This window comes from Pseudoroseicyclus sp. CXY001, from assembly GCF_041714655.1.
In the GTDB taxonomy this organism is placed as follows: Bacteria; Pseudomonadota; Alphaproteobacteria; order Rhodobacterales; family Rhodobacteraceae; genus Pseudoroseicyclus_A.
The window spans coordinates 3,058,807-3,079,436 of the sequence record NZ_CP168219.1 but is presented as its reverse complement, the minus strand read 5'-3'; the positions used below and the strand labels follow the sequence as shown (position 1 = coordinate 3,079,436).

Annotated in this window: 17 protein-coding genes; 3 read left to right on the top strand and 14 right to left on the bottom strand. The window is 70.0% G+C overall.

Annotation, left to right across the window (positions count from 1 at the left end):
• Positions 1 to 3: 3 nt before the first annotated feature.
• From nusA to ACAZ03_RS15020, 4 genes are all read right to left on the bottom strand, one after another.
• On the bottom strand, positions 4 to 1,632 hold the full coding sequence (gene nusA, locus ACAZ03_RS15035; RefSeq protein WP_373354866.1) for a transcription termination factor NusA: 1,629 nt from the start codon (positions 1,630 to 1,632) through the stop codon (positions 4 to 6).
• A 6-nt stretch (positions 1,633 to 1,638) separates the two neighbouring features.
• Positions 1,639 to 2,235 carry a ribosome maturation factor RimP gene (rimP, locus tag ACAZ03_RS15030; RefSeq protein WP_373354865.1) on the bottom strand — a complete coding sequence of 199 codons (597 nt, stop codon included), beginning with the start codon at positions 2,233 to 2,235 and terminating at the stop codon, positions 1,639 to 1,641.
• Positions 2,236 to 2,480: 245 nt separating this feature from the next.
• A complete protein-coding gene (locus tag ACAZ03_RS15025; RefSeq protein WP_373354863.1) occupies positions 2,481 to 3,980 on the bottom strand; it encodes an AMP-binding protein in 1,500 nt (499 codons plus the stop codon).
• Between the two features lie 44 nt (positions 3,981 to 4,024).
• Complete coding sequence (locus ACAZ03_RS15020) at positions 4,025 to 5,269, bottom strand: MFS transporter (RefSeq protein WP_373354861.1); 1,245 nt, start codon at positions 5,267 to 5,269, stop codon at positions 4,025 to 4,027.
• A 172-nt stretch (positions 5,270 to 5,441) separates the two neighbouring features.
• On the opposite strand from ACAZ03_RS15020, the gene zapE reads away from it, so the two are divergent.
• On the top strand, positions 5,442 to 6,524 hold the full coding sequence (gene zapE / locus ACAZ03_RS15015; protein ID WP_373354860.1) for a cell division protein ZapE: 1,083 nt from the start codon (positions 5,442 to 5,444) through the stop codon (positions 6,522 to 6,524).
• A gap of 174 nt (positions 6,525 to 6,698) precedes the next feature.
• On the opposite strand, the gene ACAZ03_RS15010 is transcribed toward zapE, so the two are convergent.
• The 6 genes from ACAZ03_RS15010 to ACAZ03_RS14985 form a co-directional block, all read right to left on the bottom strand.
• On the bottom strand, positions 6,699 to 7,127 hold the full coding sequence (locus ACAZ03_RS15010; protein ID WP_373354858.1) for a hypothetical protein: 429 nt from the start codon (positions 7,125 to 7,127) through the stop codon (positions 6,699 to 6,701).
• A 137-nt stretch (positions 7,128 to 7,264) separates the two neighbouring features.
• Positions 7,265 to 8,560, bottom strand: coding sequence for a folylpolyglutamate synthase/dihydrofolate synthase family protein (locus tag ACAZ03_RS15005; RefSeq protein ID WP_373354857.1), 1,296 nt, complete (start codon positions 8,558 to 8,560; stop codon positions 7,265 to 7,267).
• Complete coding sequence (accD, locus tag ACAZ03_RS15000) at positions 8,557 to 9,510, bottom strand: acetyl-CoA carboxylase, carboxyltransferase subunit beta (protein WP_373354856.1); 954 nt, start codon at positions 9,508 to 9,510, stop codon at positions 8,557 to 8,559. The genes ACAZ03_RS15005 and accD overlap by 4 nt, the downstream gene beginning before the upstream one ends.
• Positions 9,511 to 9,577: 67 nt before the next feature.
• Positions 9,578 to 10,480: a CPBP family intramembrane glutamic endopeptidase gene (locus ACAZ03_RS14995; RefSeq protein ID WP_373354854.1), complete on the bottom strand. Its 903-nt coding sequence runs from the start codon at positions 10,478 to 10,480 to the stop codon at positions 9,578 to 9,580.
• Between the two features lie 115 nt (positions 10,481 to 10,595).
• On the bottom strand, positions 10,596 to 11,984 hold the full coding sequence (locus ACAZ03_RS14990) for a matrixin family metalloprotease (RefSeq protein WP_373354852.1): 1,389 nt from the start codon (positions 11,982 to 11,984) through the stop codon (positions 10,596 to 10,598).
• 101 nt (positions 11,985 to 12,085) lie between these two features.
• Positions 12,086 to 13,036 carry a fatty acid desaturase family protein gene (locus tag ACAZ03_RS14985; protein WP_373354850.1) on the bottom strand — a complete coding sequence of 317 codons (951 nt, stop codon included), beginning with the start codon at positions 13,034 to 13,036 and terminating at the stop codon, positions 12,086 to 12,088.
• Between the two features lie 238 nt (positions 13,037 to 13,274).
• Between ACAZ03_RS14985 and ACAZ03_RS14980 the strand changes: the two genes are divergently transcribed.
• A complete protein-coding gene (locus ACAZ03_RS14980) occupies positions 13,275 to 14,522 on the top strand; it encodes a winged helix-turn-helix domain-containing protein (RefSeq protein WP_373354848.1) in 1,248 nt (415 codons plus the stop codon).
• Positions 14,523 to 14,854: 332 nt separating this feature from the next.
• Here ACAZ03_RS14980 and dapA read toward each other — a convergent pair whose 3' ends face one another.
• Complete coding sequence (gene dapA, locus ACAZ03_RS14975; protein ID WP_373354847.1) at positions 14,855 to 15,727, bottom strand: 4-hydroxy-tetrahydrodipicolinate synthase; 873 nt, start codon at positions 15,725 to 15,727, stop codon at positions 14,855 to 14,857.
• 150 nt (positions 15,728 to 15,877) lie between these two features.
• On the opposite strand from dapA, the gene ACAZ03_RS14970 reads away from it, so the two are divergent.
• A complete protein-coding gene (locus tag ACAZ03_RS14970) occupies positions 15,878 to 17,935 on the top strand; it encodes a transglycosylase SLT domain-containing protein (protein ID WP_373354845.1) in 2,058 nt (685 codons plus the stop codon).
• A 243-nt stretch (positions 17,936 to 18,178) separates the two neighbouring features.
• Here ACAZ03_RS14970 and ACAZ03_RS14965 read toward each other — a convergent pair whose 3' ends face one another.
• From ACAZ03_RS14965 to miaB, 3 genes are all read right to left on the bottom strand, one after another.
• A complete protein-coding gene (locus ACAZ03_RS14965) occupies positions 18,179 to 18,475 on the bottom strand; it encodes a hypothetical protein (protein WP_373354844.1) in 297 nt (98 codons plus the stop codon).
• Between the two features lie 21 nt (positions 18,476 to 18,496).
• A complete protein-coding gene (locus tag ACAZ03_RS14960; RefSeq protein WP_373354842.1) occupies positions 18,497 to 19,051 on the bottom strand; it encodes an OmpA family protein in 555 nt (184 codons plus the stop codon).
• Positions 19,052 to 19,277: 226 nt separating this feature from the next.
• Positions 19,278 to 20,585, bottom strand: a complete 1,308-nt coding sequence (gene miaB, locus ACAZ03_RS14955; protein ID WP_373354840.1) for a tRNA (N6-isopentenyl adenosine(37)-C2)-methylthiotransferase MiaB — start codon at positions 20,583 to 20,585, stop codon at positions 19,278 to 19,280.
• Between the last annotated feature and the right edge of the window lie 45 nt (positions 20,586 to 20,630).

Genomic DNA, 20,630 nt, shown 5'->3' with positions numbered 1-20,630 from the left:
CTCTCAGGCCTCCGCCTCTTCGGCGCCCTCGGCAGCCTCGCCTTCGGCCGCCTCGGCCTCGGCGCGGGCCAGCTCTTCGGGGTCGACCCAGCCGAGCGCCACGCGGGCGGTCATGACGAGGTTCTGCGCCTCGTCGAGGCTGACGTCGAAGGGCTCAAGGATGCCGTCATCCTTCACGCGCTCGCCGTTGACCGTCGTCCAGCCGCCGGCCAGCTCCCAGTCGGCACAGGTCGCGAAGTCTTCGAGCGTCTTCACGTCGTCCTTCGCCAGCGCCTCGATCATCTGGGGGGAGAGCCCCGGGAAGGCGATGAGGCTTTCCTCGGCGCCGAGCTCGCGGGCGCGGTCGAGCGCGGCCTTGTTGAGCGCGTCAAGGTGGTCGCGGGCGCGGGCCTGCAGCTCCTCGGCCGTGCCCTCGTCGACGCCGTCGATCACCAGCAGCTCGTCGAGGTCGACGTAAGCCACCTCCTCGAGATTGGTGAAGCCCTCGGCGACGAGGAGCTGGGCGAAGAACTCGTCGAGGTCGAGCGTGTCCATGAAGAGCTTGGTGCGCTCCTCGAACTCGGCCTGCCGGCGCTTCGATTCTTCCTCTTCGGTCATGATGTCGATGTCGAGCCCGGTGAGCTGCGACGCCAGACGCACGTTCTGGCCGCGCCGGCCGATGGCGAGGCTGAGCTGCTCTTCCGGCACGACGACCTCGATGCGCTCGGCATCCTCGTCGAGCACGACCTTGGTCACCTCGGCGGGCTGCAGCGCGTTGACGAGGAAGGTGGGCACGTCCTCGTTCCACGGGATGATGTCGATCTTCTCGCCCTGCAGCTCGTTCACCACGGCCTGCACGCGGGAGCCCCGCATGCCGACGCAGGCGCCGACCGGGTCGATCGAGCCGTCGTAGGAGATGACGGCGATCTTGGCGCGGCTGCCCGGGTCACGGGCGACAGCCTTGATCTCGATGATGCCCTCGTAGATCTCGGGCACTTCCATCTTGAAGAGCGCGGCCATGAACTCGGGCGCGGTGCGGCTGAGGAAGATCTGCGGGCCACGGACCTCGCGGCGCACATCCTTGATGTAGCAGCGGATCCGGTCGCCGGGGCGGTAGCTCTCGCGGCCGATCTTGTCGTTGCGGCGCAGGATCGCTTCGCCGGCGCCCACATCGACGATGAGGTTGCCGTATTCCTCGCGCTTGACGACGGCGTTGATGATCGTGCCGGCGCGGTCCTTGAATTCCTCGTATTGCTTGTCGCGCTCCGCCTCGCGGACCTTCTGCAGGATCACCTGCTTGGCGCTCTGCGCGGCGATGCGGCCGAGCTCCACCGGCGGGACCTCCTCGACATAGGTGTCGCCCACCTTCGGCTCGGCGAGATACTGCTTCGCCTGCTCGACGGTCATCTCGGCCTGGTAATTCTCGAGGAGGTCATCCTCGACCACCGTGCGCACGCGCGTGAAGGTCGCCCGGCCGGTCTTCCGGTCGATGGAGACGCGGATGTCCATCTCGGCGCCGTAGCGCGACTTGGCGGCACGGGCGAGGCTCTCCTCCATCGCCTCGACCACGAGGCCGGGGTCGATCATCTTCTCGCGGGCAACGGCCTCGGCCGTCTGCAGAAGCTCGAGCTGGTTGGCGGATGTGATGGCCATGTGCGGCTACTCCTGGTTCTGCCCGTCTTCGGGCGCATCGTCTGAATCGAGCACGGTCTCGACCTCGTCATACTGGGCCTCGTCGATGAGGCCGGCATCCTTGCGGCCGCGCAGGACCTCGCGAATGAGCTCGTCGGTGAGGATGAGCTTGGCATCGGCCAGCCAGTCGAACTGGAGCCCGATGGTGCCCTGCTCGATCTCGAGCAGCACCTCGGAGCCCTCGACCCCGGCCAGCGTGCCGCGGAAGCGCTTCTGGCCGTCGATCAGCTCATGCGTCTCGATCTTGGCCTCGTAGCCTTCCCATTGCTCGAAATCCTTGAGCCGGGTCAGGGGCCGGTCGATGCCGGGCGAGGAGACCTCGAGCGCATAGGCATCGAGAATCGGGTCCTCGACGTCGAGAACGGTGCCGACCGCCAGCGAGATCTGCGCGCAATCGTCGACCTCGATGGAGCCATCGGGCTTCTGCGCCATGATCTGCAGCGTCTGGCTCTTGCCGCCCTGCAGGCGCACGCGCACGAGCTCGAATCCGAGATCCTCCACCACGGGGCGGATGATGGCGGCGATGCGCTGGTCGATGGCGGCTTTGGCGACGAGATCGGACATGGGGGCTCCCGGAGCTTCGGGCATAAAAAAACGGGCCAGCGGCCCGTCGGTATCGTCCGGTGGGCGCCGGGGGTGGAGGCCGGCGCGCCGCTGTTGGGAGGGATATAGAAGGGATGGGGCGGGTTGGCAAGGGCCGTGAGGGGGGCGGTGCGGGGGGCTGCCGCCCCCCGGTCCCCCTGCCTCGGGGGGCGCTCGCGCCCCCCGAGAACCCCCCTGAGGATTTTTCTGGAGCAAAGACTGGGGGGTCAGGTTGAGAAGGCGTCCTTGAACTCGGCGCGGAGCGCGGCTTTCTGGACCTTGCCCATGGTGTTGCGGGGCAGCTCGTCCACCACGGCCCAGCCGCGGGGCTGCTTGAAGCGGGCGAGGCGGCCGTCGAGGGTGGCCGCCACGGCTTCGGTATCGAGGTCGGGCGGGCCCGCGAGCACCGCGAAGGGCGCCTCGCCGAGGTCGGGATGGGGGAGGCCGATGACGGCGCTCTCGAGGATGCCGGGGGCGGCGTCGAGCAGCTCCTCGACCTCCTTCGGATAGATGTTGAGCCCGCCGGAGATGATGAGGTCTTTCCCCCGCCCGACGATGGTCAGATAGCCGTCCTCGCTCATCTGGCCGAGATCGCCGGTGATGAAGAAGCCGCTCGCGCGCTTCTCCTCCGCCGTCTTCTCCGGCATGCCCCAATAGCCCGCGAAGACATTCGGGCCGCGCACCTCCACCATGCCGATCTCGCCGCGGGGCAGTTCCTCGCCCGCGTCATTGCAGACCTTCGCCTCGATGCCGGGCAGGGGCGGGCCGACCGTGCCGGGGCGGCGCTCGCCCGCGAGCGGGTTGGAGGTCGCCATGTTGAGCTCGGTCATCCCGTAGCGCTCGAGGATCGCCTGGCCCGTCCGCTCGGTGAAGGCGCGGTGCGTCTCGGCGAGAAGTGGCGCGGAGCCGGAGATGAAGAGCCGCATATGGGCGGCGCGCTCCATGGTGAAGCGCTCCTCCGCCAGGAGCCGCGTGTAGAAGGTGGGCACGCCCATCATCATCGTGGCGCGGGGCAGGGATTCGAGCACCTGATCGGTGCGGAACTTCGGCAGGAAGATCATCGCCCCGCCCGCCGCCAGCATGGTGTTGGTGGCGACGAAGAGCCCGTGGGTGTGGAAGATCGGTAGGGCGTGGAGCAGCACGTCCTCGCCCGTGACCTCCCAGGCCTCCACCAGCGTCTCGGCGTTGGAGAGGAGGTTTCTCTGGGTGAGCATCGCCCCCTTCGCCCGCCCGGTCGTGCCGGAGGTGTAGAGGATCGCCGCGAGGTCGTCGCCCTTGCGGGGCAGGGCCGCGAAGCCTTCGGGCGCGAGGGCGGCGAGGGGCGGCAGGGTGCCGGTCGCCTCCGGCCCCAGCGTCTCGAAGAGGGCGCGCGCCTCGCCGGCGACCTCCGCCAGCCCGGCGCGGTCGGGGTCGGCGATGAGGAGGGCGGCGCCGGAATCGGCGAGGAAATAGCCGAGCTCCGCGGCCGTATAGGCGGTGTTGAGCGGCAGGAAGACCAGCCCGGCCTGCACGGCGGCGGCATAGAGCGCCAGCGCGTCGGGGCACTTCTCCACCTGCACGGCCACCCGGTCGCCGGGGGAGAGGCCGAGCCCCGTCAGCACCCGCGCGAAGCGGGCGGCGCGGGCGAGGAAGGCCTGATGCGTGATCTCGCTGCCGTCGGGCAGCATCAGGAAGGGCGTGGCCTGGCCCTCGTGCGGGGCAAAGAGCCTGTCGTAAAGCGGGTTCATGGGGCGAGGTGGCCCCGAACCTGCGGCCCCGTCAAGCGCCTCCGTCAGGCCGCGGCGGGGCGCGGCGCCGCCGGGCGCTCGCGGATCGGCAGGTGGATGATCGCCGAGAAGGCGCCGACCCCGACGCCGACCCACCAGACGAGATCGTAATTGCCGTAGATGTCGTACATCCGCCCGCCGAGCCAGACGCCGAGGAAGCCGCCGAGCTGGTGCGAGAAGAAGACGATCCCGTAGAGCGTGCCCATGTAGCGCAGCCCCCAGAGATGCGCGACGAGGCCGGAGGTGAGCGGCACCGTCGCCAGCCAGAGCGCCCCCATGACGGCCGAGAAGACCAGCACCGAGAGCGGCGTGATCGGCAGAAGGATGAAGGCGGCGGCGGCGATGGTCCGCCCGGTGTAGATCGCGGCGAGCAGGTATTTGCGCGGGAAGCGCTTGCCGAGCCAGCCGGCGGTCAGAGTGCCGGCGATGTTGAAGAGCCCGATGAGCGAGATGGCGATGGCGCCGAGCGCGCTCGTCGTCTCGATGCCGAGGCCCGCCAGCACGCCGCCCGTGCGGATCGGGCCGCAATATTCCGTCACCAGCGCCGGGAAATGCGCGGTGATGAAGGCGAGCTGATAGCCGCAGGAGAAGAAGCCGAGGAAGATCATGCCGTAGGAGGGATCCTTCGCGGCGCGCTTCAGGATCTGGCCGAGGCTCTCCTCCAGCTCGGCCTTCGAGGCCATGGGCTGGACCTTCATGATCGGCAGGATGGCGAGGACGGCGATGATCGCGCAGGCGAAGATCACGAAGACCGCCTGCCAGGACATGAGGCTCAGGAGCCCCTCGGCGATCGGCGCGCCGATGACCTGCCCGGCGGAGCCGGCGGCGGTGGCGATGGCGAGCGCCATGGAGCGGTTGTCGTCCGACGCGGCGCGGCCGACGACGGCGAGGATGACGCCGAAGCCGGTGCCGGCGATGCCGAAGCCGACGAGGATCTCGTAGAGCTGCATCGCGGTGGCCGAGGTCGTCCCCGCCGAAAGAAGGAGGCCCGCCGCATAGAGGAGCGCCCCGGCGATGATCGCCTTCCGGTCGCCGATTTTCTCGGCCATCGCGCCGAAGATCGGCTGGCCGATGCCCCAGAAGAGGTTCTGCAGCGCAATGGCGAGCGAGAATTCCGCGCGCGGCCAGCCGAATTCCTCCGCGATGGGGATCTGGAAGACCCCGAAGGCGGCACGGATGGCGAAGCCGGTCATGATGACCAGGCATCCGCCGATGAGGACGGGGGTGATCAGGGGCGCGCGCGTGCTCATAGGCGGACGAAGCGCCGGAGCGCGGGCGGTGTCAATCGCGAAAGCGTGATGGCTTCGATAAGCGCCCGCCTGCCTCGGCGCCACACCCGGCGGCTCGGCGCGTTCAAGCCCCCGCACACCATGGCATACCGCAAGCCTTCCCTTTGCGCCGCGCCCCGATTACCCAAGCCCCATGGATATCGCCGAAGCCTACACGGCCCGCACCGAGGCCGGAAAGCTCACCGCCGATCCGGCGCAGGAGGCTCTCTTGCCGGAGCTGGAGCGCATCCGCGCCGAGCTCTCCGTCCCCGTGAAGAAGGGCCTCTTTCGCAAGCCGCCGGAGCCGGTGCGGGGGCTCTATCTCTGGGGCGGCGTCGGGCGGGGCAAGTCGATGCTGATGGACCTTCTCGCCGAGGCGGTGAAGGCGGATGGCGTGGCGCCCGTGGAGCGCCAGCATTTCCACGCCTTCATGCAATGGGTCCACGGCCGGATGAACGCCGCCCGCAAGGAGGGCGTCGACGACGCCATCCGCCCCGTTGCTGACGAGCTGGCGGAGCGGACGCGGCTTCTCGCCTTTGACGAGATGCAGATCACCGACATCGCCGATGCGATGATCGTCGGCCGGCTCTTCCAGCGGCTCTTCGAGGCGGGGGTGACGGTCGTCACCACCTCGAACCGCCCGCCGGATGATCTCTACAAGGACGGGCTGCAGCGCCAGCGCTTCGTGCCCTTCATCGAGCTCCTAAAGGAGCGGCTGGAGGTGATCGAGCTCGCTTCCGCGAAAGATCACCGGCAGGGGCGGCTCTCCGGCACGCGGCGCTACTTCACCCCGGCGGATGCCGAGGCGCAGGCGGCCATCGAGAAGGTCTGGCAGGATCTGACCGGCGGCGAGGGGCGGCCCGAGGTGCTGCGCGTCCATGGGCGGGACGTGGAGATCCCTGCCTTTCACAACGGCATCGCCCGGGCGGGGTTTCACGACCTTTGCTCCAAGGCGCTGGGCGCGGCGGATTACCTGGCGCTGGCGGCGGCAGCGCGGGTGCTGATCCTCGAGAACATCCCCCGGCTGTCGTCGGAGAACTTCAATCAGGCCCGGCGCTTCGTGACCCTGATCGACGCGCTCTACGAGGCGCGCGTGCAGCTCATCTGCTCCGCCGCCGCGCCGCCCGACATGCTCTACATGGAAGGCGAGGGCGCCTTCGAATTCGAGCGCACGGCGAGCAGACTGGTGGAGATGCAGAGCGACGATTGGGGGGCTTTGGAGCGCGATCCGGGCTGATCCGGCGGGGGTCCGGGCGTGGCAAGGGGGAGCCGTTCAGCGGCTCCTCCCCCGATCACCTGCCTGGTAAATCGCTCCCCCGAAGGGGGTCGACCCTTGATAACCGAATCGCGATTCGCGTGTCAAAGGGGCTCAACAGTCTGTTAACTAAAAATATCGCCGCCAAGGTCAGGCTCAGGGCGCTTTTGCTGCCTTTCCAAGCAGTTGCGCCTGCCGGCAATCCGGGGTGACCGGGCCGGTCGCGGCGAAGAAGGGCTCTTCGGGCGAGATCGAGCTGTCGGAGATCCAGCTGCCGTCCACGCAGAGGTCCTGCGCCCAGTTGCCGGAGTTGGAGCCGAAGCCGCCCGGCCCGCAATCGGTGACGTCCCCCGCGGCGTTCCAGCCCTGGCTCTCGGGGCCGGGAAAGCTGCCCCCGGTGAGGAAGCGGCGGGCGGTGGGGTCGAAGTTGAGATGCCAGGTGGTCGCCTCGGTGCGCTCGGCGAGCGACCAATGGCCAATCTTCTCGCCGTCGAGAAAGCCGGTGATCTCGAAATGCGTGACATCGTCCTCGGTCACGAGGGGGCGCGACAGGGCCGCATCGGGGAAGGCGATATGGCCGGTCATCGTGTAACCGCCGGCGCCCTGCCAGCAGAAGGGAAAGTCCGCCGCCTGGGCGGCCGGGGCGAGGGCCAGGGCCAGGAGCAGAATGCCATGAGGAACTCCTGCGCGGAAATCGAACGATCTCCGCGCCGCGCCCGGCATCAGCCGTTGTCCCGCAGGACCTGCCCCGCAAGGTAGAGCGAGCCGCAGATGAGGATCCGCGCGCCGGGATAGGCATTGGCGATGCGGGCGACGGCATCCGCGGCCGTCTCGGCGGTGGTCGCGGGCAGGCCGACGGCGGCGGCCGCCGCCGCTGTTTCCTCCGCCGGCAGCGTATTCGGCTCGCCGGGGATGGAGACGGCGGTCAGGCTCTCCGCCACATCGGCGAGGGGGCGGAGGTAGCCGGCGATGTCCTTGGTGTTCAGCATCCCGCAGACGAGATGCACGGGCCGGCCGTCCATCGCCTTTAGGCTCGCCGCGACGGCGATCCCGCCCGCCGGGTTGTGCCCGCCGTCGAGCCAGAGCTCGCAATCGCCCGCCGCATCGACGAGGGGGCCGCGCTTCAGCCGCTGCATCCGCGCCGGCCAGTCGGCGCGCGTGACGGCGGCCTCTGGGTCGCCCTCGCCGAGGGTGCGCAGCGCCGCCAGCGCGGCGCCGGCGTTCTGGATCTGGTGGGGCCCGGGCAGGTTCGGCAGCGGCAGGTCGAGAAGCCCGCGCTCATCCTCGAAGACGAGGCGGCCGCGCTCTTCATAGGCGCGCCAGTGCTGGCCGTGAACGAGAAGCGGGGCGCCGAGCCGCGCCGCCTCGGCCTCGATCACCTCCAGCGCCGCTTCCTCCTGCGGGCCGACCACGCAGGGCACGCCGCGCTTGATGATCCCTGCCTTGGCGGAGGCGATCTCGGCCAGCGTCTCGCCGAGATATTGCTGGTGGTCGATGGAGACGGGGGTGATCACGGTTAGCCGCGGCGCCGCGAAGATGTTGGTCGCATCCCAGCGCCCGCCGAGCCCGACCTCGATCAGGGCGTAATCGGCAGGGACCCGGCTCATGGCCAGATAGGCGGCCGCCGTCGTGATCTCGAAATAGGTGATGTTGGCGCCGGCATTGGCGGCCTCCGCCTCGGCGAGGACGCCGGCCAGCGCCTCTTCCGAGATGATCTCGCCGGCGAGGCGGATGCGCTCGTGAAACCGGGCGAGATGCGGGCTCGTATAGGCGTGGACGCGCCGGCCCGCCGCCTCGAGCCCGGCGCGGATCATCGCCTGGGTGGAGCCCTTGCCGTTGGTGCCGGCGATATGGACGATCGGCGGCAGCGCGGCCTCGGGGTTGCCGAGGGCTGGCATCAGCCGCTCCAGCCGCTCCAGCGTCAGGTCGATGACCTTGGGGTGAAGCTGCATCATCCGCGCCAGAAGCGCGTCCGACGCCTCCTGGCTGGCGGCCCGGGGCGCCAGGGTCTCGCTCATTTCTTCGGCTTCGCCTGGGCTGCCGGGGCATTCGGCGCCGGCACTTCCGGCGGCGGTGCCGGCAGCGGCTCGTCCTTCGGCGGCTCGGCGGGGGTGACAAGCTCCTGCCCGGTGAGCATCGAGAGGATCCCCGCGATCTCTTCCTTCAGCTTGCCGCGCTCCGTCACCCGGTCGAGCATGCCGTGATCGAGCAGGTATTCGGCGCGTTGGAAGCCCTCGGGCAGCTTTTCGCGGATCGTCTGTTCGATGACCCGCGGGCCGGCGAAGCAGATGAGCGCTCCCGGCTCGGCGATCTGCACATCGCCCAGCATGGCGTAAGAGGCGGTAACGCCCCCGGTCGTCGGATGCGTGAGCACGACGATATAGGGCAGCCCGGCCTCCTGCAGCATGTCGACCGCGACCGTGGTGCGCGGCATCTGCATGAGGCTGAGGATCCCCTCCTGCATCCGCGCCCCGCCGGCGGCGGAGAAGAGCACCAGCGGCCGCTTCAGCTTCACTGCCCGTTCGGCGGCGGCGATGATCGCATTGCCGACATACATGCCCATGGAGCCGCCCATGAACGAGAAATCCTGCGCGGCGGCGACGATGGGCAGGCCGAAGATCTCGCCTTCGGCCACCAGCATCGCCTCGGTCTCGCCCGTCTTCTTGCGGGCGTCCTTCATCCGGTCGGGATAGCGCTTCTGGTCGCGGAAATGCAGCGGGTCGGCGATGGGCTCCGGCACCTCGATCTCGCTGAACGCGCCGCCGTCGAAGAATTTCTCGAACCGGGCGCGCGGCGTGATCGTCATGTGGTGGCCGCAGTTCGTGCAGACCCTCTGGGCCGCATCGAGCTCGCGGTGGAAGAGCATGGTCCCGCAGACGTCGCATTTGGTCCACAGGTTCTCCGGCACTTCGCGGCGGGCGAAGAGGGAGCCGATCGTGGGGCGGACGTAGTTGGTGATCCAGTTCATCAGGTTCTCCGAAGCCTTGAGGGAGAGGAGATATGGCGATCGGGCCGGTTTGGCAATTCTCGGCCCCTCAGCGGCGGACGGCAACCCGTGCCGCGAGCCAGTAAAGGAGGAAGGGCACCGAGCTGACGGCAAGGATGACGAGCCCCGCCGGGCCGAGCATGTCGCCCATCGTCATCCCGCCGAGCTCGATGTCCTGCGGGGGCAGTACGCCGAGCGCCGCCCGCTCGAGCCCCAGCCCTTCCTCGCCGAAGAGGAGGATCGACTGGATGTTGACCGCGAAATGGAAGGCGATGGAGGCGCCGAGGCTGCCCGTCCGCGCCACGAGGTCGGCCGAGAGCATCCCGTAGATGCTGATGACGCCCACGTAGAGCAGCCTGTCGGCCGGGCTGGAGCCATTGCCCCAGTGCAGCGCCCCGAAGGCGACGGAGGGCAGCACCATCCAGACGAGCGGGCTCTTGGAGCGGGCCGCCAGCTCCTGCTGCAGATAGCCGCGGAAGACCACCTCTTCCGTCGCCGTCTGGAGAAGCACCGCCGGCAGCATGACGGGCAGGGTGAGGAGCCAGGGGGCCACCGGGTTCAGGCGCACGAGCTCCAGGGTCCAGGACGGCAGCGCGAGGAGGACGAGCATGAGGCCGAACACCCAGAGAAAGGCGCGCAGCCAGTGCTGCCAGAGCCTCACCGCGGGGCCGAGGAGCCCCGCCGCCGGCCGGCCGAGCACCCGACGGCACCAGGTGACCACCATGGCCAGCGGCGCGAGATATGACAGCAGGAACAGGAGCACCCCGAGCCGGCTGAGCGGCGCCCCTTGCTCCGGGCCCTGAAACGGCAGGAGGAGGCCGAAGACGAGGATCTGCCCGCCGATATAGGCCGCCGCCACCGCCAGGAGCCCGCCCAGGACGGCGCTGAGGGACGAGCCGCCCGCCGGCGCGGCAAAGGCCGCAAGGGGCGCATAGGGATCGGGGCGGGCCATGGCGGCGGAGTCTCGCGGATTTCCCGGGGCGAGGCCAGCCGGCGCCGGGAGTGACGCAAGGGCAGCGGGCCGGTGTCGCGCCGGCGGCCCCGGGTCGGGGGCCGCCGGCCCATGCTCAGAAGAGGAAGGTCCCCTCGGTGACCAGCGTTTCGACGAGATAGTCCTCGACGATCACCCGGAGCGAGTCGGCGGTGATCAGCACATCATCGCCCTGCTGCGAGAAGTCGAGATCCGCCATGCCGTCCGCCGAATCGACGAAGACGAGCGCGTCCTCGCCGAAGGCGTAATCCGTCACCCTGTCGATGCCGCCATCGGCGAAGAACAGGAACCGGTCCTCGCCGAGCCCGCCGGTCAGCACGTCGAGCCCGCGGCCGCCGTCGAGCTTGTCGTTGCCGTTGCCGCCCTCGAGCCAGTCCTTGCCGTCGGCGCCGCGCAGAAGGTCGTCGTCATAGCCGCCGAAAAGGCTGTCATGGCCGCCGCCGCCGTGCATCGTATCGTTGCCGCCGTTGCCGGACAAAAGGTCATTGCCGAAGTTGCCCTGCACGGAATCGTCCTGGCCGCCGCCCTCGAGCGTGTCGTTGTCGGCGCCGCCGGCCACGAAATCCTTGCCGTTGCCGGCGGTGATGACGTCGTCGCCGCTGCTGCCATAGGCGCTGTCGTCGCCGTCGCCGAGGTCGATCACATCCGCCCCGGCGCCGCCGAAGGCCCTGTCCTTGCCGTCGCCTGTCTCGATGGCGTCCTTGCCGGCGCGGCCGTAGATCCAGTCGTTCAGATGCGAGCCGCCGAGCTTGTCGCCGTTCGCCCCGCCGAGCTGCAGCAGCGCATTGCCGAGCCAGCGGGCCGCGATGCTCTCGCTCGCCTCGCCATAGAGGTAGCGGATCGCGGCCATGTCGACGCTGCCGAGCTGGCTCTGACCCCAGGGCGTATCGTAGGACATGATGGTGTAGCGGCCGTTGTCATGGCCGGGGGTGATGACGGGATCGCCCTCGAACGGGTGCTTCAGCCCCAGCGCATGGCCGATTTCATGGATGAGGACGGAGAAGCCCTCCTCGCCGGAATTCATGCCCGACGAGCGGACATAGGCCGCGTCGAGGAATATGTCTCCGCCGTAGTCGGCATGGCTGTTCGAGGTCGGCGCCCAGGTGCCCGTATCCCAGTCGTACTGGTAATCCGACCCGGGGAAATAGGCATAGCCGGCGGTCGATTCCTGCCCCGGGCCGAGGTTGGCCGCGAGCGAGAAGCGAAGGTCGCCGACCACGCGGTCCGGCACCTCGACGAAGGTGATACCGCTGATGTCCGCCCAGAGGTCCAGCGCGGCGCGGGCACGCGCCATCTCTCCCTTCGACCAGCCGCGGAAGCCGCTGGCGTCGCCATCGTCATAGGGCGCATCGCCACGGGCGAAGCTGTAGGTGATGACGGTGGGGGTGCCGATGCCGGTCCCGATGTTCCAGCGGCTGTCCGCATTCTCTCCGGTCAACGCCCGGATATCCCGCCCAGATGCCATGAAACCCTCCCTCGAACTGGCCCGATCGGCCGGCGTATAGACGCAAATGGCGCAATCGCCGAGAGGTTTTTCGCCCGCGCCCCCGGTAGTTCACCCGCGCGTCAGGCGGGGCCCCGGGCGGCGCCGCGAGAGCCCGCCATCCGGATGACGGAAAGGTAGCCGGGCGCAATCTCCATCCGCTCGGTGATGCCGCGCGCGGCGAGGAGCGCGCTCACCTTCGGCAGGTTCCGGCAGGGGATATGCATGACGAGGTGATGCTCGATGTGGTGGTTCACCCAATAGGGCGCCAGCAGCAGCCGCTCGATCCACGAGGCCCGGGTGGAGCGGGTGTTGCGCAACGGATCCGCCGTCAGCGCCGCGCCGCCGTGCTCGGCGATGTTGCGGAGCCTGAGGACGAGCTGGAACCAGGTGAGAAGCGGCAGGAGCCAGAAGGCGAGATACCACCACCAGGCGCCGACCGCCCAGAGAAGCGCGAAGAGCGCCAGTTGGGCGAGGGCGCCCCGGTGGAGCTGGTGGACGAAATAGCCGATGGAGAGGTCGAGCGCCGCCGGATCCTCCTCCACCTCGCCCGCCATGCGGAAGTGGAAGGCGAGCCGGATGGCCATGAGCCTCAGCCCCGTGCGCCCGGTCAGGTCGCGCAGCACCTTGCGGAGGAGCGAGGCACGGCTCGTCGGGTAGGCCCGCGCCATGGCGAGATCCGGGTCCGCCTCCGTCGCCGTATGACGGTGGTGCTGCAGGTGATAGCGCCGGTAGGCCGGCAGGTCCGCGAGGATCGGCCGCCCGCAGAGCCACTCCCCCGCCCATTCGTTCAGCCGCCGCGAGCGGAAGAGCGCCATATGGGCGGCCTCGTGCATGAGGATGGCGAGGCCGAGCTGCCGCGAGCCGATGAGGATCACGGCGAGAAGGAAGGTGAGCGGATTGGGCCAGAGCGCGAATATCCCGAGCGCCGCCGCCATGATCCCGTAGCAATGCGCAAGAAGGAGCGCGCCCCAGAGGTCCGACCGCTCGGACAGGGCGCGGATCTCGTCGCGGGTGAGATAGCTCTCGGCCATGGCGCCCAGCCTAGCAGAAACGGCTGAAGATGTCGTAGCGGCAAGTGGCCCGGCCGCCGCCCCACACCTTCCGCCCCTCGCAGGGCGCAGTCTCCCCGGATCCCCCCCGTCCCCCCTTTCATCTGGCCATAAATATCGCCGGGGGTGTGGGGGCAGCGCCCCCACTCCTCCCCCCGCCACCCCGCCCGGACGTTCACAGGTTGTTCCCTTCCGCCCCGCGCCCCGCTAGCCTCGCTCCATGACCCCGCCCATCCTCCCCAACCCGCTCGCCCGCCGGCTCTTCATGGAGCGTCACGCCCTCCTCGCCCCGCCCTCCGGCTCTGGCCGTGGGCAGGACCTCCGGGCGCTGATCGGGCGGCTCGGTTTCGTGCAGCTCGACAGCGTCAACACGCTGGCCCGGGCGCATGACCTCATCCTCTTCTCGCGGATGGGTGCCTACCGGCCCGCGGCGCTCGGGCGGCTCCTTTCCCGCGACCGCGCGCTCTTCGAGCACTGGACGCATGACGCCTCGATCATCCCCGTCGAGCATTTCCCGCATTGGCGCCATGTCTTCCGCCGGACCGAGGCGCGGATGAAGGAGAAATGGGCAGAGTGGCAGGGCGGCGCCTTCGTGGAGCAGCTGGACGACGTCCGCGCCCATGTGGCGAGGGGCCCGATCAGCTCCGGCGAGCTGGCGCCCGAGGAGCCCCGCGGCTCCGGCGGCTGGTGGGACTGGCACCCCTCCAAGGCCGCGCTCGAATGGCTCTGGCATTCGGGCGAGATCACGGTCTTGCGGCGCGACAGCTTCCGCAAGGTCTACGACCTGACGGAGCGGGTGATCCCCGAACCCTGGCTTTCGCAGGAGGTCAGCGAGGAGGAAAGCCTCGACTGGGCCTGCCGCGAGGCGCTGGCGCGGCTCGGCTTCGCCACCTCCGGCGAGCTCTCCGGCTTCTGGGGCAAGCGCATGGTCCCGCCGGAGGCCGCGCGGGCCTGGGTGGCGGCGGCGCTCGCCGCGGGCCGCATCGAGGAGGTGGCGGTGGAACAGGCGGACGGCCGCCTCCGCCGCTCGGTCGCCTTCCCCGGCCTGGTGGCGGAGGCCTCGGCCCTGCCGGCACCGGGCAACCGGCTCCGCGTCCTCTCTCCCTTCGACCCGATGCTCCGCGACCGAGCGCGGGCGGAGCGGCTTTTCGGCTTCTTCTACCGGATCGAGATCTTCGTGCCGGCACCGAGGCGGCTCTACGGCTACTACGTCTTCCCGCTCCTGCAGGGCGACCGGCTGGTCGGGCGGGTGGACATGAAGGCCAATCGCGAGGCCGGCCGGCTGGAGCTCCGCGCCCTCTGGCCCGAGGCCGGCACGCGCTGGGGCAAGGGCCGCCAGAGCGCCTTCGAGGCCGAGCTCGACCGCCTCTGCCGCTTCGCCGGGCTGGACGGCGTGACCTGGGCCGAAGGCTGGCTGCGGGAGCCGGGCGTGCCGGTGCCGGCGCCGGGGGCCGCCGACGAAGGGTAGGGTGGGTTTTCAACCCACCTTTGGTGCAACGCTCATGCTGTGCCCCCGCCCGGTGCGCGCCGCAGGCGCAGGGCGAGCGCCGGCCCGTCCCGCGGGCTGGCGCTCTGGTGAGGGCAGGCGGTGCCGGTGAGCGGGGAGGTGGCGGCGCCATAAAGTGCGCCGCGGCACCGTCAGGAGCGCCAACCCCCGGGCCGGCGCTCGCCCCGCGCGGCGAGGTTGGGGCTGGTTGAGAGGGGGGGAAGGTGGGTTGCAAACCCGCCCTACGCCAGACCGTAGGGCGGGCTTCAGCCCACCACGCCCCCGCGAGCCCGCCCGTCAGGGCGGGCCGAGCCCTAGTTGATCGCCCCGACCCCGCGCAGCGCCTCGGCGATCTGCGCCTTCACCGGCTCGCTCGGCGGCACCAGCGGGGAGCGCACCTCCTCCGAGCAGAGCCCCAGAAGCGACATCGCGTATTTCGCCCCGGCGACGCCCGGCTCAGCGAAGACCGCCTCGTGGAGCGGCTGCACCCGGTCCTGGATCGCCAGCGCCCCGGCGTAATCGCCGGCCAGTGTCTTCTCCTGCAGCTCCGCCAGCAGCTTCGGGATGACGTTGGCCGTCACCGAGATGCAGCCCACCCCGCCCTGCGCGTTGAAACCGATGGCCGTCGGATCCTCGCCGGAGAGCTGCACGAAGCCCTCCCCGCACATCCGCCGCGTCTTCGGCACACGGGCGAGGTCGGCCGTCGCGTCCTTCACGCCGATGATCATCTCGTGCTTCGCCAGCTCCGCCATCGTCGCCGGGGTCATGTCGACCACCGAGCGGGGCGGGATGTTGTAGATGACGATCGGCAGGCCGCAATCGGCGGCCGCGGTGAAATGGGCGATCAGCCCGGCCTGCGTCGGCTTGTTGTAATAGGGCGTCACCACCAGCGCCGCATCGGCGCCGGCGGACTTCGCGGCCTTCACGAGCCGCACCGTCTCGGCGGTGTTGTTGCTGCCGGCGCCGGCGATCACCGGAATGCGGCCCGCGGCCTCTTCCACCACGATCTTCACGACCAGATCGTGCTCGTCATGGGTCAGCGTCGGGCTCTCGCCCGTCGTTCCCACCGGGACCAGCCCGTGGCTGCCCTCGGCGATGTGCCAGGCAACGAGCTTTTTCAGCGCATCCAGATCCAGACCGCCGTCCTTGAACGGCGTCACCAGGGCGGGAAGGGACCCTCGGAACATGGCGCGCACCTCATCTGCTGCAAAGGGGGGCCCGATGCCCCCCGAAAATCGCGCGGACCCTACGCGGCTTTCCGCAGCCCGACAAGTTCGTGACTTTGCCGGAGGGGTCCTTCTGCGCTACCTCTGGCAACAAAAGCCGAGCGGAGCAGAATGACCGGCCTCAGATTGACGATCGCCCTCTGCCTTCTGCCCGGGCTCGCCCCGGCGCAGGCGGCCTTCCAGTCCGCCATGCCCGCCGTGGCGGAAGAGCAATGGGATATTGCCGCGGCCCTCGCCCGGCCCGATGGCCCCGTGGCCGAGGCGCTCATCACCTGGATGCGGCTCCGCCAGGGCACGGCGAGCTTTCCCGAATATCCCGCCTTCCTCGAGGAGCATCCCGGCTGGCCCGGCCTCGAGCGGCTCCGCGCCGAGGGCGAGACCCTGATCAGCGCCAATACCGCCCCCGAGGCCATCGTCGCCTATTTCGACGGGGCCCCGCCGCAGACCGGCGAGGGCGCCGCCAAGCTCGCCGAGGCCCTCATCGCGCTCGGCCGGCTCACCGAGGCGGAAGCGGCGCTGCGCGCCGGCTGGCTCGAGCTCGGGCTGGACGAGGAGGGCGAGGCGGCGATGCTGGAGGCGTTCGGCGACGTGCTGACGCCGCTCCACCCCGCGCGGGTCGAGGCGATGCTCTGGCGCTGGCGCACGCGCGAGGCCGAACGGCTGCTGCCCTTCCTCTCCACCAGCGACCGGGCTCTGGCGGAGGCGCGGATCGCCCTCATCCGCGGCGCCGGCGATGCCGACGAGAAGGTGGCGGCGGTGCCGGAGGCCCTTGCCGACCACCCCGGCCTCGCCGTCGACCGGATGAACCGCGCCGCCGATGACGGAGATTACACGCAGGCCATCACCATCATGCGCGCCCATTCGGGCAGCGCCGAGGCGCTCGGCCAGCCCTTCCGCTGGGCGAGCTGGCGCGCGACGCTCACCCGCTGGCTGATGCGCGAGGGGCGGGCGGAAGAGGCCTATGAACTCGCCTCCACCCACCGGATGGATGCCGAGGGCGATCTCTATGCCGATCTCGAATGGCTCGCCGGCTTCATCGCGCTCAGCGACCTCGGCGACGCTGCGCGGGCCGAGCGGCATTTCCGCGCCTTCCTCGAGGTCGTCTCCGGCCCCATCTCGCTCTCCCGCGGTAATTACTGGCTGGCCCGGGCGCTGACCGCCGAGGGCGACGAGGCCGGGGCAGAGGCCGCCTATCGGGCGGCTGCCGTGCACCAGACCGCCTATTACGGGCTCCTCGCCAGCGAGGCGCTGGGCCTGCCGCTGGATGCGGCGCTCGGCGGCACCGGCCTGCCCTCGCCCGTAGGTGCCGCCTTCCGCGAGGGCGAGGTCGGGCAGGCGCTCGAACTCCTCCTGCCGGGGGAGGATTGGGTGACGAGCGCGCTCTTCACGCTCCGCCTTGCCAGCGACCTCGGCGAGGGCGAGCTCCGCCAGCTCGCAGCGCTTCTGGAGGAAGACGAGCGGCCGTTCCTCATGACCATCCTTGGCAAGGCGGCGGCGGATCGCGGCATCCTGATCCCCGAGGCCTATTTCCCGCTCCATCCGCTCACCGGCATGGATCTGCCGGTGGCGCCGGAGCTGGCGCTCTCGATCGCCCGGCGCGAATCGGAGTTCAACCAATGGGTCGGCTCGCCGGTGGGGGCGCAGGGGCTCATGCAGCTCATGCCCGGCACGGCCCGCGAAGTGGCCGTGCGCCAGGGGCTCGGCTACGATTTCGGCCGGCTAACCAGCGACTGGCGCTACAACGCGACCCTGGGCTCCACCTATCTCGCCGGCCTGCAGGAGGAGTTCGGCCCCTCCCCGGTGATGATCGCCGCCGGCTACAACGCCGGGCCCTCCCGCCCCTGGCAATGGATGGAGGCACGGGGCGACCCGCGCGACCCCGAGGCCGGCGTCGATGTCGTCGACTGGATCGAGCACATCCCCTTCACCGAGACGCGCAACTACGTGCAGCGCGTGGCGGAATCCCTGCCGGTCTATCAGGCGCGGCTCGGGGCGCCGCCGTCCGGGCCCCTCCATTTCCTCGCGCTCCTGCGGGGCGAGAAGCCCTTCGTCCGCCCCCGCGCCCGCCCGAGCGCGACGGAGCTGGAAGAGCTGCGCGTGATAGGCATCGAGGCGCTGGCGACGGAACATGCCCCCGTCCGCGCCCTCCGCCCCATCGGCCGCCCCTGAGCCCGGCCCTCCCGGGGGCGCCCCGCCCCCCCAGTCTTTGCTCCCGGGCATCCTCAGGGGGAGTCGGCCCTCGGGCCGACGGGGGCAGACAGCCCCCCGGCTCCCCGCCCTCACCCGGGCCCGCCGCCCGGTGCGGCGCCCAAAATTCTTCGCAGAAGAATTTTGCCCCCCAATCCCACCCGCCCAAAGCAAAGGCGCCGGCGGGTCTCCCCGCCGGCGCCTTCGATACGCGGTCCTTTGGCCTCAGAGCAGGTCGGGGACGAACGAGCCATCCTGGAAGGGCCCCGTCACCGTGCTCGGCGCGGCGACGCCAGAGCAGACGGGCCGCCCGTCGGGCGTCAGGCGCGAGGACAGGTAGCCCTCGAAGCCGTCGTCGATGATCCAGTGGTCACAGCCATTGGGGTCCACCCAGATGCCGGCGACGAGGTCGGTCAGCGAGTGGGCGTCGATGTTGCGGTCGATGCTCTTGTCGGGGCCGTATTCGCAGGCGGAGAGGCCCACGAGCCCGGCGAGCAGGACGGCGGTTTTCAGATAGGTCATGATCGTCATCCTTACCGGGTGTCAGCGCAGGCAGTAGACTTCGACGCGGCGGTTCTGCCGCATCCCGCCCTCGGGCGTGTCATTCGGGGCGCGCGGCCGGCGCTCGCCGAAGCCGCGCACGTCCACCACGCGGGCGCCGACCGATTGCGCCACGGCGGCGACGGAGGCGGCCCGCCGCTGCGACAGGTCCATGTTGTACTCGTCGGAGGCGCGGCTGTCGGTATGGCCGTAGATCAGGAAGCCGAAGGCCGTCGCCGAGGTGAAGAAGGTCGCAAGACGCTGGCGGTTCTCGGCATTGATCTCGGAGCGGTCGGTGGCGAAGAGCTGGTCGGTCGACATCACGCCGCAGATCTCGGCGCGGTGGCAGACCGGGTCGCCCTCACGGTCGAGCACCGGGTCCATGTAGCCCTCGGCGCCGTCGTCCATGACCCAATGCTCGCAGCCATCGGGGTCGACCCAGATGCCCGGCAGGTATTGCTCGTCGGCGAAGGCGGGCTGCAGGAACCCGGCGCTGACGAACGCAGCCGCGACAAGCCCGGCGAGCGCGGTCCTCAGGTGACGGACGATACTTCTCATGGCGACGAACCCCTCCGGAATGGCGCGGCCTCGGGGGGCGGCAGCGATCCCCGGCAGCGCAGGCTTTGGAATGTTAAGGAAGATTTTAACCCGCACGGTCAAGTTGGAAAGAAATTTTAACAAATACCGTGCCCGGCAAAGCAACAATCTATTCCTGGCCTGCCGATTGTCGGGGGAATGCCGTGGCCTCCGCCACCCGCAAACCACGATTCGCCTCGCTTTCGCCTCAATCGACGAGTGTGCCGGCCAGCGAGTTCGGCCCGGCCTCGGTGATGCGCACCCGGCGCACCTCACCGCGCGACTCAGCCGGCGCCGGAACATGGACGGCATGGAGATGCGCCGACTTGCCGGCCATCTGCCCGGGGAGCCGCCCCGCCTTCTCGAAGAGCACGGTGGTCTCCCGCCCGACCATGGCCTCCAGCGCCGCCTTCTGCTGCCCGGCGAGAAGCGCCTGCAGCCGGTGTAGCCGGTCCATCGACACCTCGCGCGGCACCTGATCCTTCCGCTCGGCGGCGGGCGTGCCGGGGCGCGGCGAATAGGCGAAGGAGAAGGCGGTGCCGTAGCCGACGGCACGGACGAGCTCCAGCGTCTCCTCGAACTCCGCCTCCGTCTCGCCGGGGAAGCCGGTGATGAAGTCGGAGGTCAGGAGGAGGTCGGGCCGCACGGCGCGGAGCTTTTCCACCAGCGCCAGATATTCCGCCGCCGTGTGCTTGCGGTTCATCGCCTTCAGCACCCGGTCGGATCCGGACTGCACGGGCAAGTGCAGGTAAGGCATGAGCTTTTCGACATCGCCATGGGCGGCGATCAGCGCCTCGTCCATGTCGTTCGGGTGCGAGGTCGTGTAGCGGATGCGCGCCAGCCCGTCGATCTCCGCCAGCGCCCGGATCAGCCCGGCGAGCCCGCCCTCATGGCCGTGATAGGCGTTGACGTTCTGGCCGAGGAGCGTGAGCTCTCTCACCCCCGCCTCGACCAGATCGCGCGCCTCGGCGAGGATCCGGGCGGCGGGCCGCGAGACCTCGGCCCCCCGCGTATAGGGCACCACGCAGAAGGCGCAGAACTTGTCGCAGCCCTCCTGCACGGTCAGGAAGGCGGCGGGCGCGCGGCGGGCCTTCCGCCGCGCCGGCAGCTCGTCGAACTTGTCCTCGGCGGGGAAATCCGTCTCGACCAGCCGGGCGCCGGCCTGCAGCGCGCCCGTCAGCTCCGGCAGGCGGTGATAGCTCTGCGGCCCGAGCACGAGATCGACCATCGGCGAGCGGGTCAGGATCTCCTCCCCCTCCGCCTGGGCGACGCAGCCGGTGACGCCGATACGCATATCGGGGTTGGCGGCTTTCAATTCCTTGAGGCGCCCGAGTTCGGAATAGACCTTCTCCGCCGCCTTCTCGCGGATATGGCAGGTGTTGAGGAGGACGAGATCGGCCTCGGCCACCTCCTCCGTCGTCTCATAGCCCTGGCCCGCCAGCGCCTCGGCCATGCGCTCGCTGTCATAGACGTTCATCTGGCACCCGTAGGTGCGGATGTGCAGTTTGCGGGTCATCGGCTCTCGGCTTGCAGGCTTGACCGGAGGCTCTACAGCCTGCGG

Excerpts from the sequence above, each read along its gene's own strand:
- nusA (WP_373354866.1), bottom strand. The coding sequence starts at position 1,632 with ATGGCCATCACATCCGCCAACCAGCTCGAGCTTCTGCAGACGGCCGAG.
- rimP (WP_373354865.1), bottom strand. The coding sequence starts at position 2,235 with ATGTCCGATCTCGTCGCCAAAGCCGCCATCGACCAGCGCATCGCCGCC.
- ACAZ03_RS15025 (WP_373354863.1), bottom strand. The coding sequence starts at position 3,980 with ATGAACCCGCTTTACGACAGGCTCTTTGCCCCGCACGAGGGCCAGGCC.
- ACAZ03_RS15020 (WP_373354861.1), bottom strand. The coding sequence starts at position 5,269 with ATGAGCACGCGCGCGCCCCTGATCACCCCCGTCCTCATCGGCGGATGC.
- zapE (WP_373354860.1), top strand. The coding sequence starts at position 5,442 with ATGGATATCGCCGAAGCCTACACGGCCCGCACCGAGGCCGGAAAGCTC.
- ACAZ03_RS15010 (WP_373354858.1), bottom strand. The coding sequence starts at position 7,127 with ATGACCGGCCATATCGCCTTCCCCGATGCGGCCCTGTCGCGCCCCCTC.
- ACAZ03_RS15005 (WP_373354857.1), bottom strand. The coding sequence starts at position 8,560 with ATGAGCGAGACCCTGGCGCCCCGGGCCGCCAGCCAGGAGGCGTCGGAC.
- accD (WP_373354856.1), bottom strand. The coding sequence starts at position 9,510 with ATGAACTGGATCACCAACTACGTCCGCCCCACGATCGGCTCCCTCTTC.
- ACAZ03_RS14995 (WP_373354854.1), bottom strand. The coding sequence starts at position 10,480 with ATGGCCCGCCCCGATCCCTATGCGCCCCTTGCGGCCTTTGCCGCGCCG.
- ACAZ03_RS14990 (WP_373354852.1), bottom strand. The coding sequence starts at position 11,984 with ATGGCATCTGGGCGGGATATCCGGGCGTTGACCGGAGAGAATGCGGAC.
- ACAZ03_RS14985 (WP_373354850.1), bottom strand. The coding sequence starts at position 13,036 with ATGGCCGAGAGCTATCTCACCCGCGACGAGATCCGCGCCCTGTCCGAG.
- ACAZ03_RS14980 (WP_373354848.1), top strand. The coding sequence starts at position 13,275 with ATGACCCCGCCCATCCTCCCCAACCCGCTCGCCCGCCGGCTCTTCATG.
- dapA (WP_373354847.1), bottom strand. The coding sequence starts at position 15,727 with ATGTTCCGAGGGTCCCTTCCCGCCCTGGTGACGCCGTTCAAGGACGGC.
- ACAZ03_RS14970 (WP_373354845.1), top strand. The coding sequence starts at position 15,878 with ATGACCGGCCTCAGATTGACGATCGCCCTCTGCCTTCTGCCCGGGCTC.
- ACAZ03_RS14965 (WP_373354844.1), bottom strand. The coding sequence starts at position 18,475 with ATGACCTATCTGAAAACCGCCGTCCTGCTCGCCGGGCTCGTGGGCCTC.
- ACAZ03_RS14960 (WP_373354842.1), bottom strand. The coding sequence starts at position 19,051 with ATGAGAAGTATCGTCCGTCACCTGAGGACCGCGCTCGCCGGGCTTGTC.
- miaB (WP_373354840.1), bottom strand. The coding sequence starts at position 20,585 with ATGACCCGCAAACTGCACATCCGCACCTACGGGTGCCAGATGAACGTC.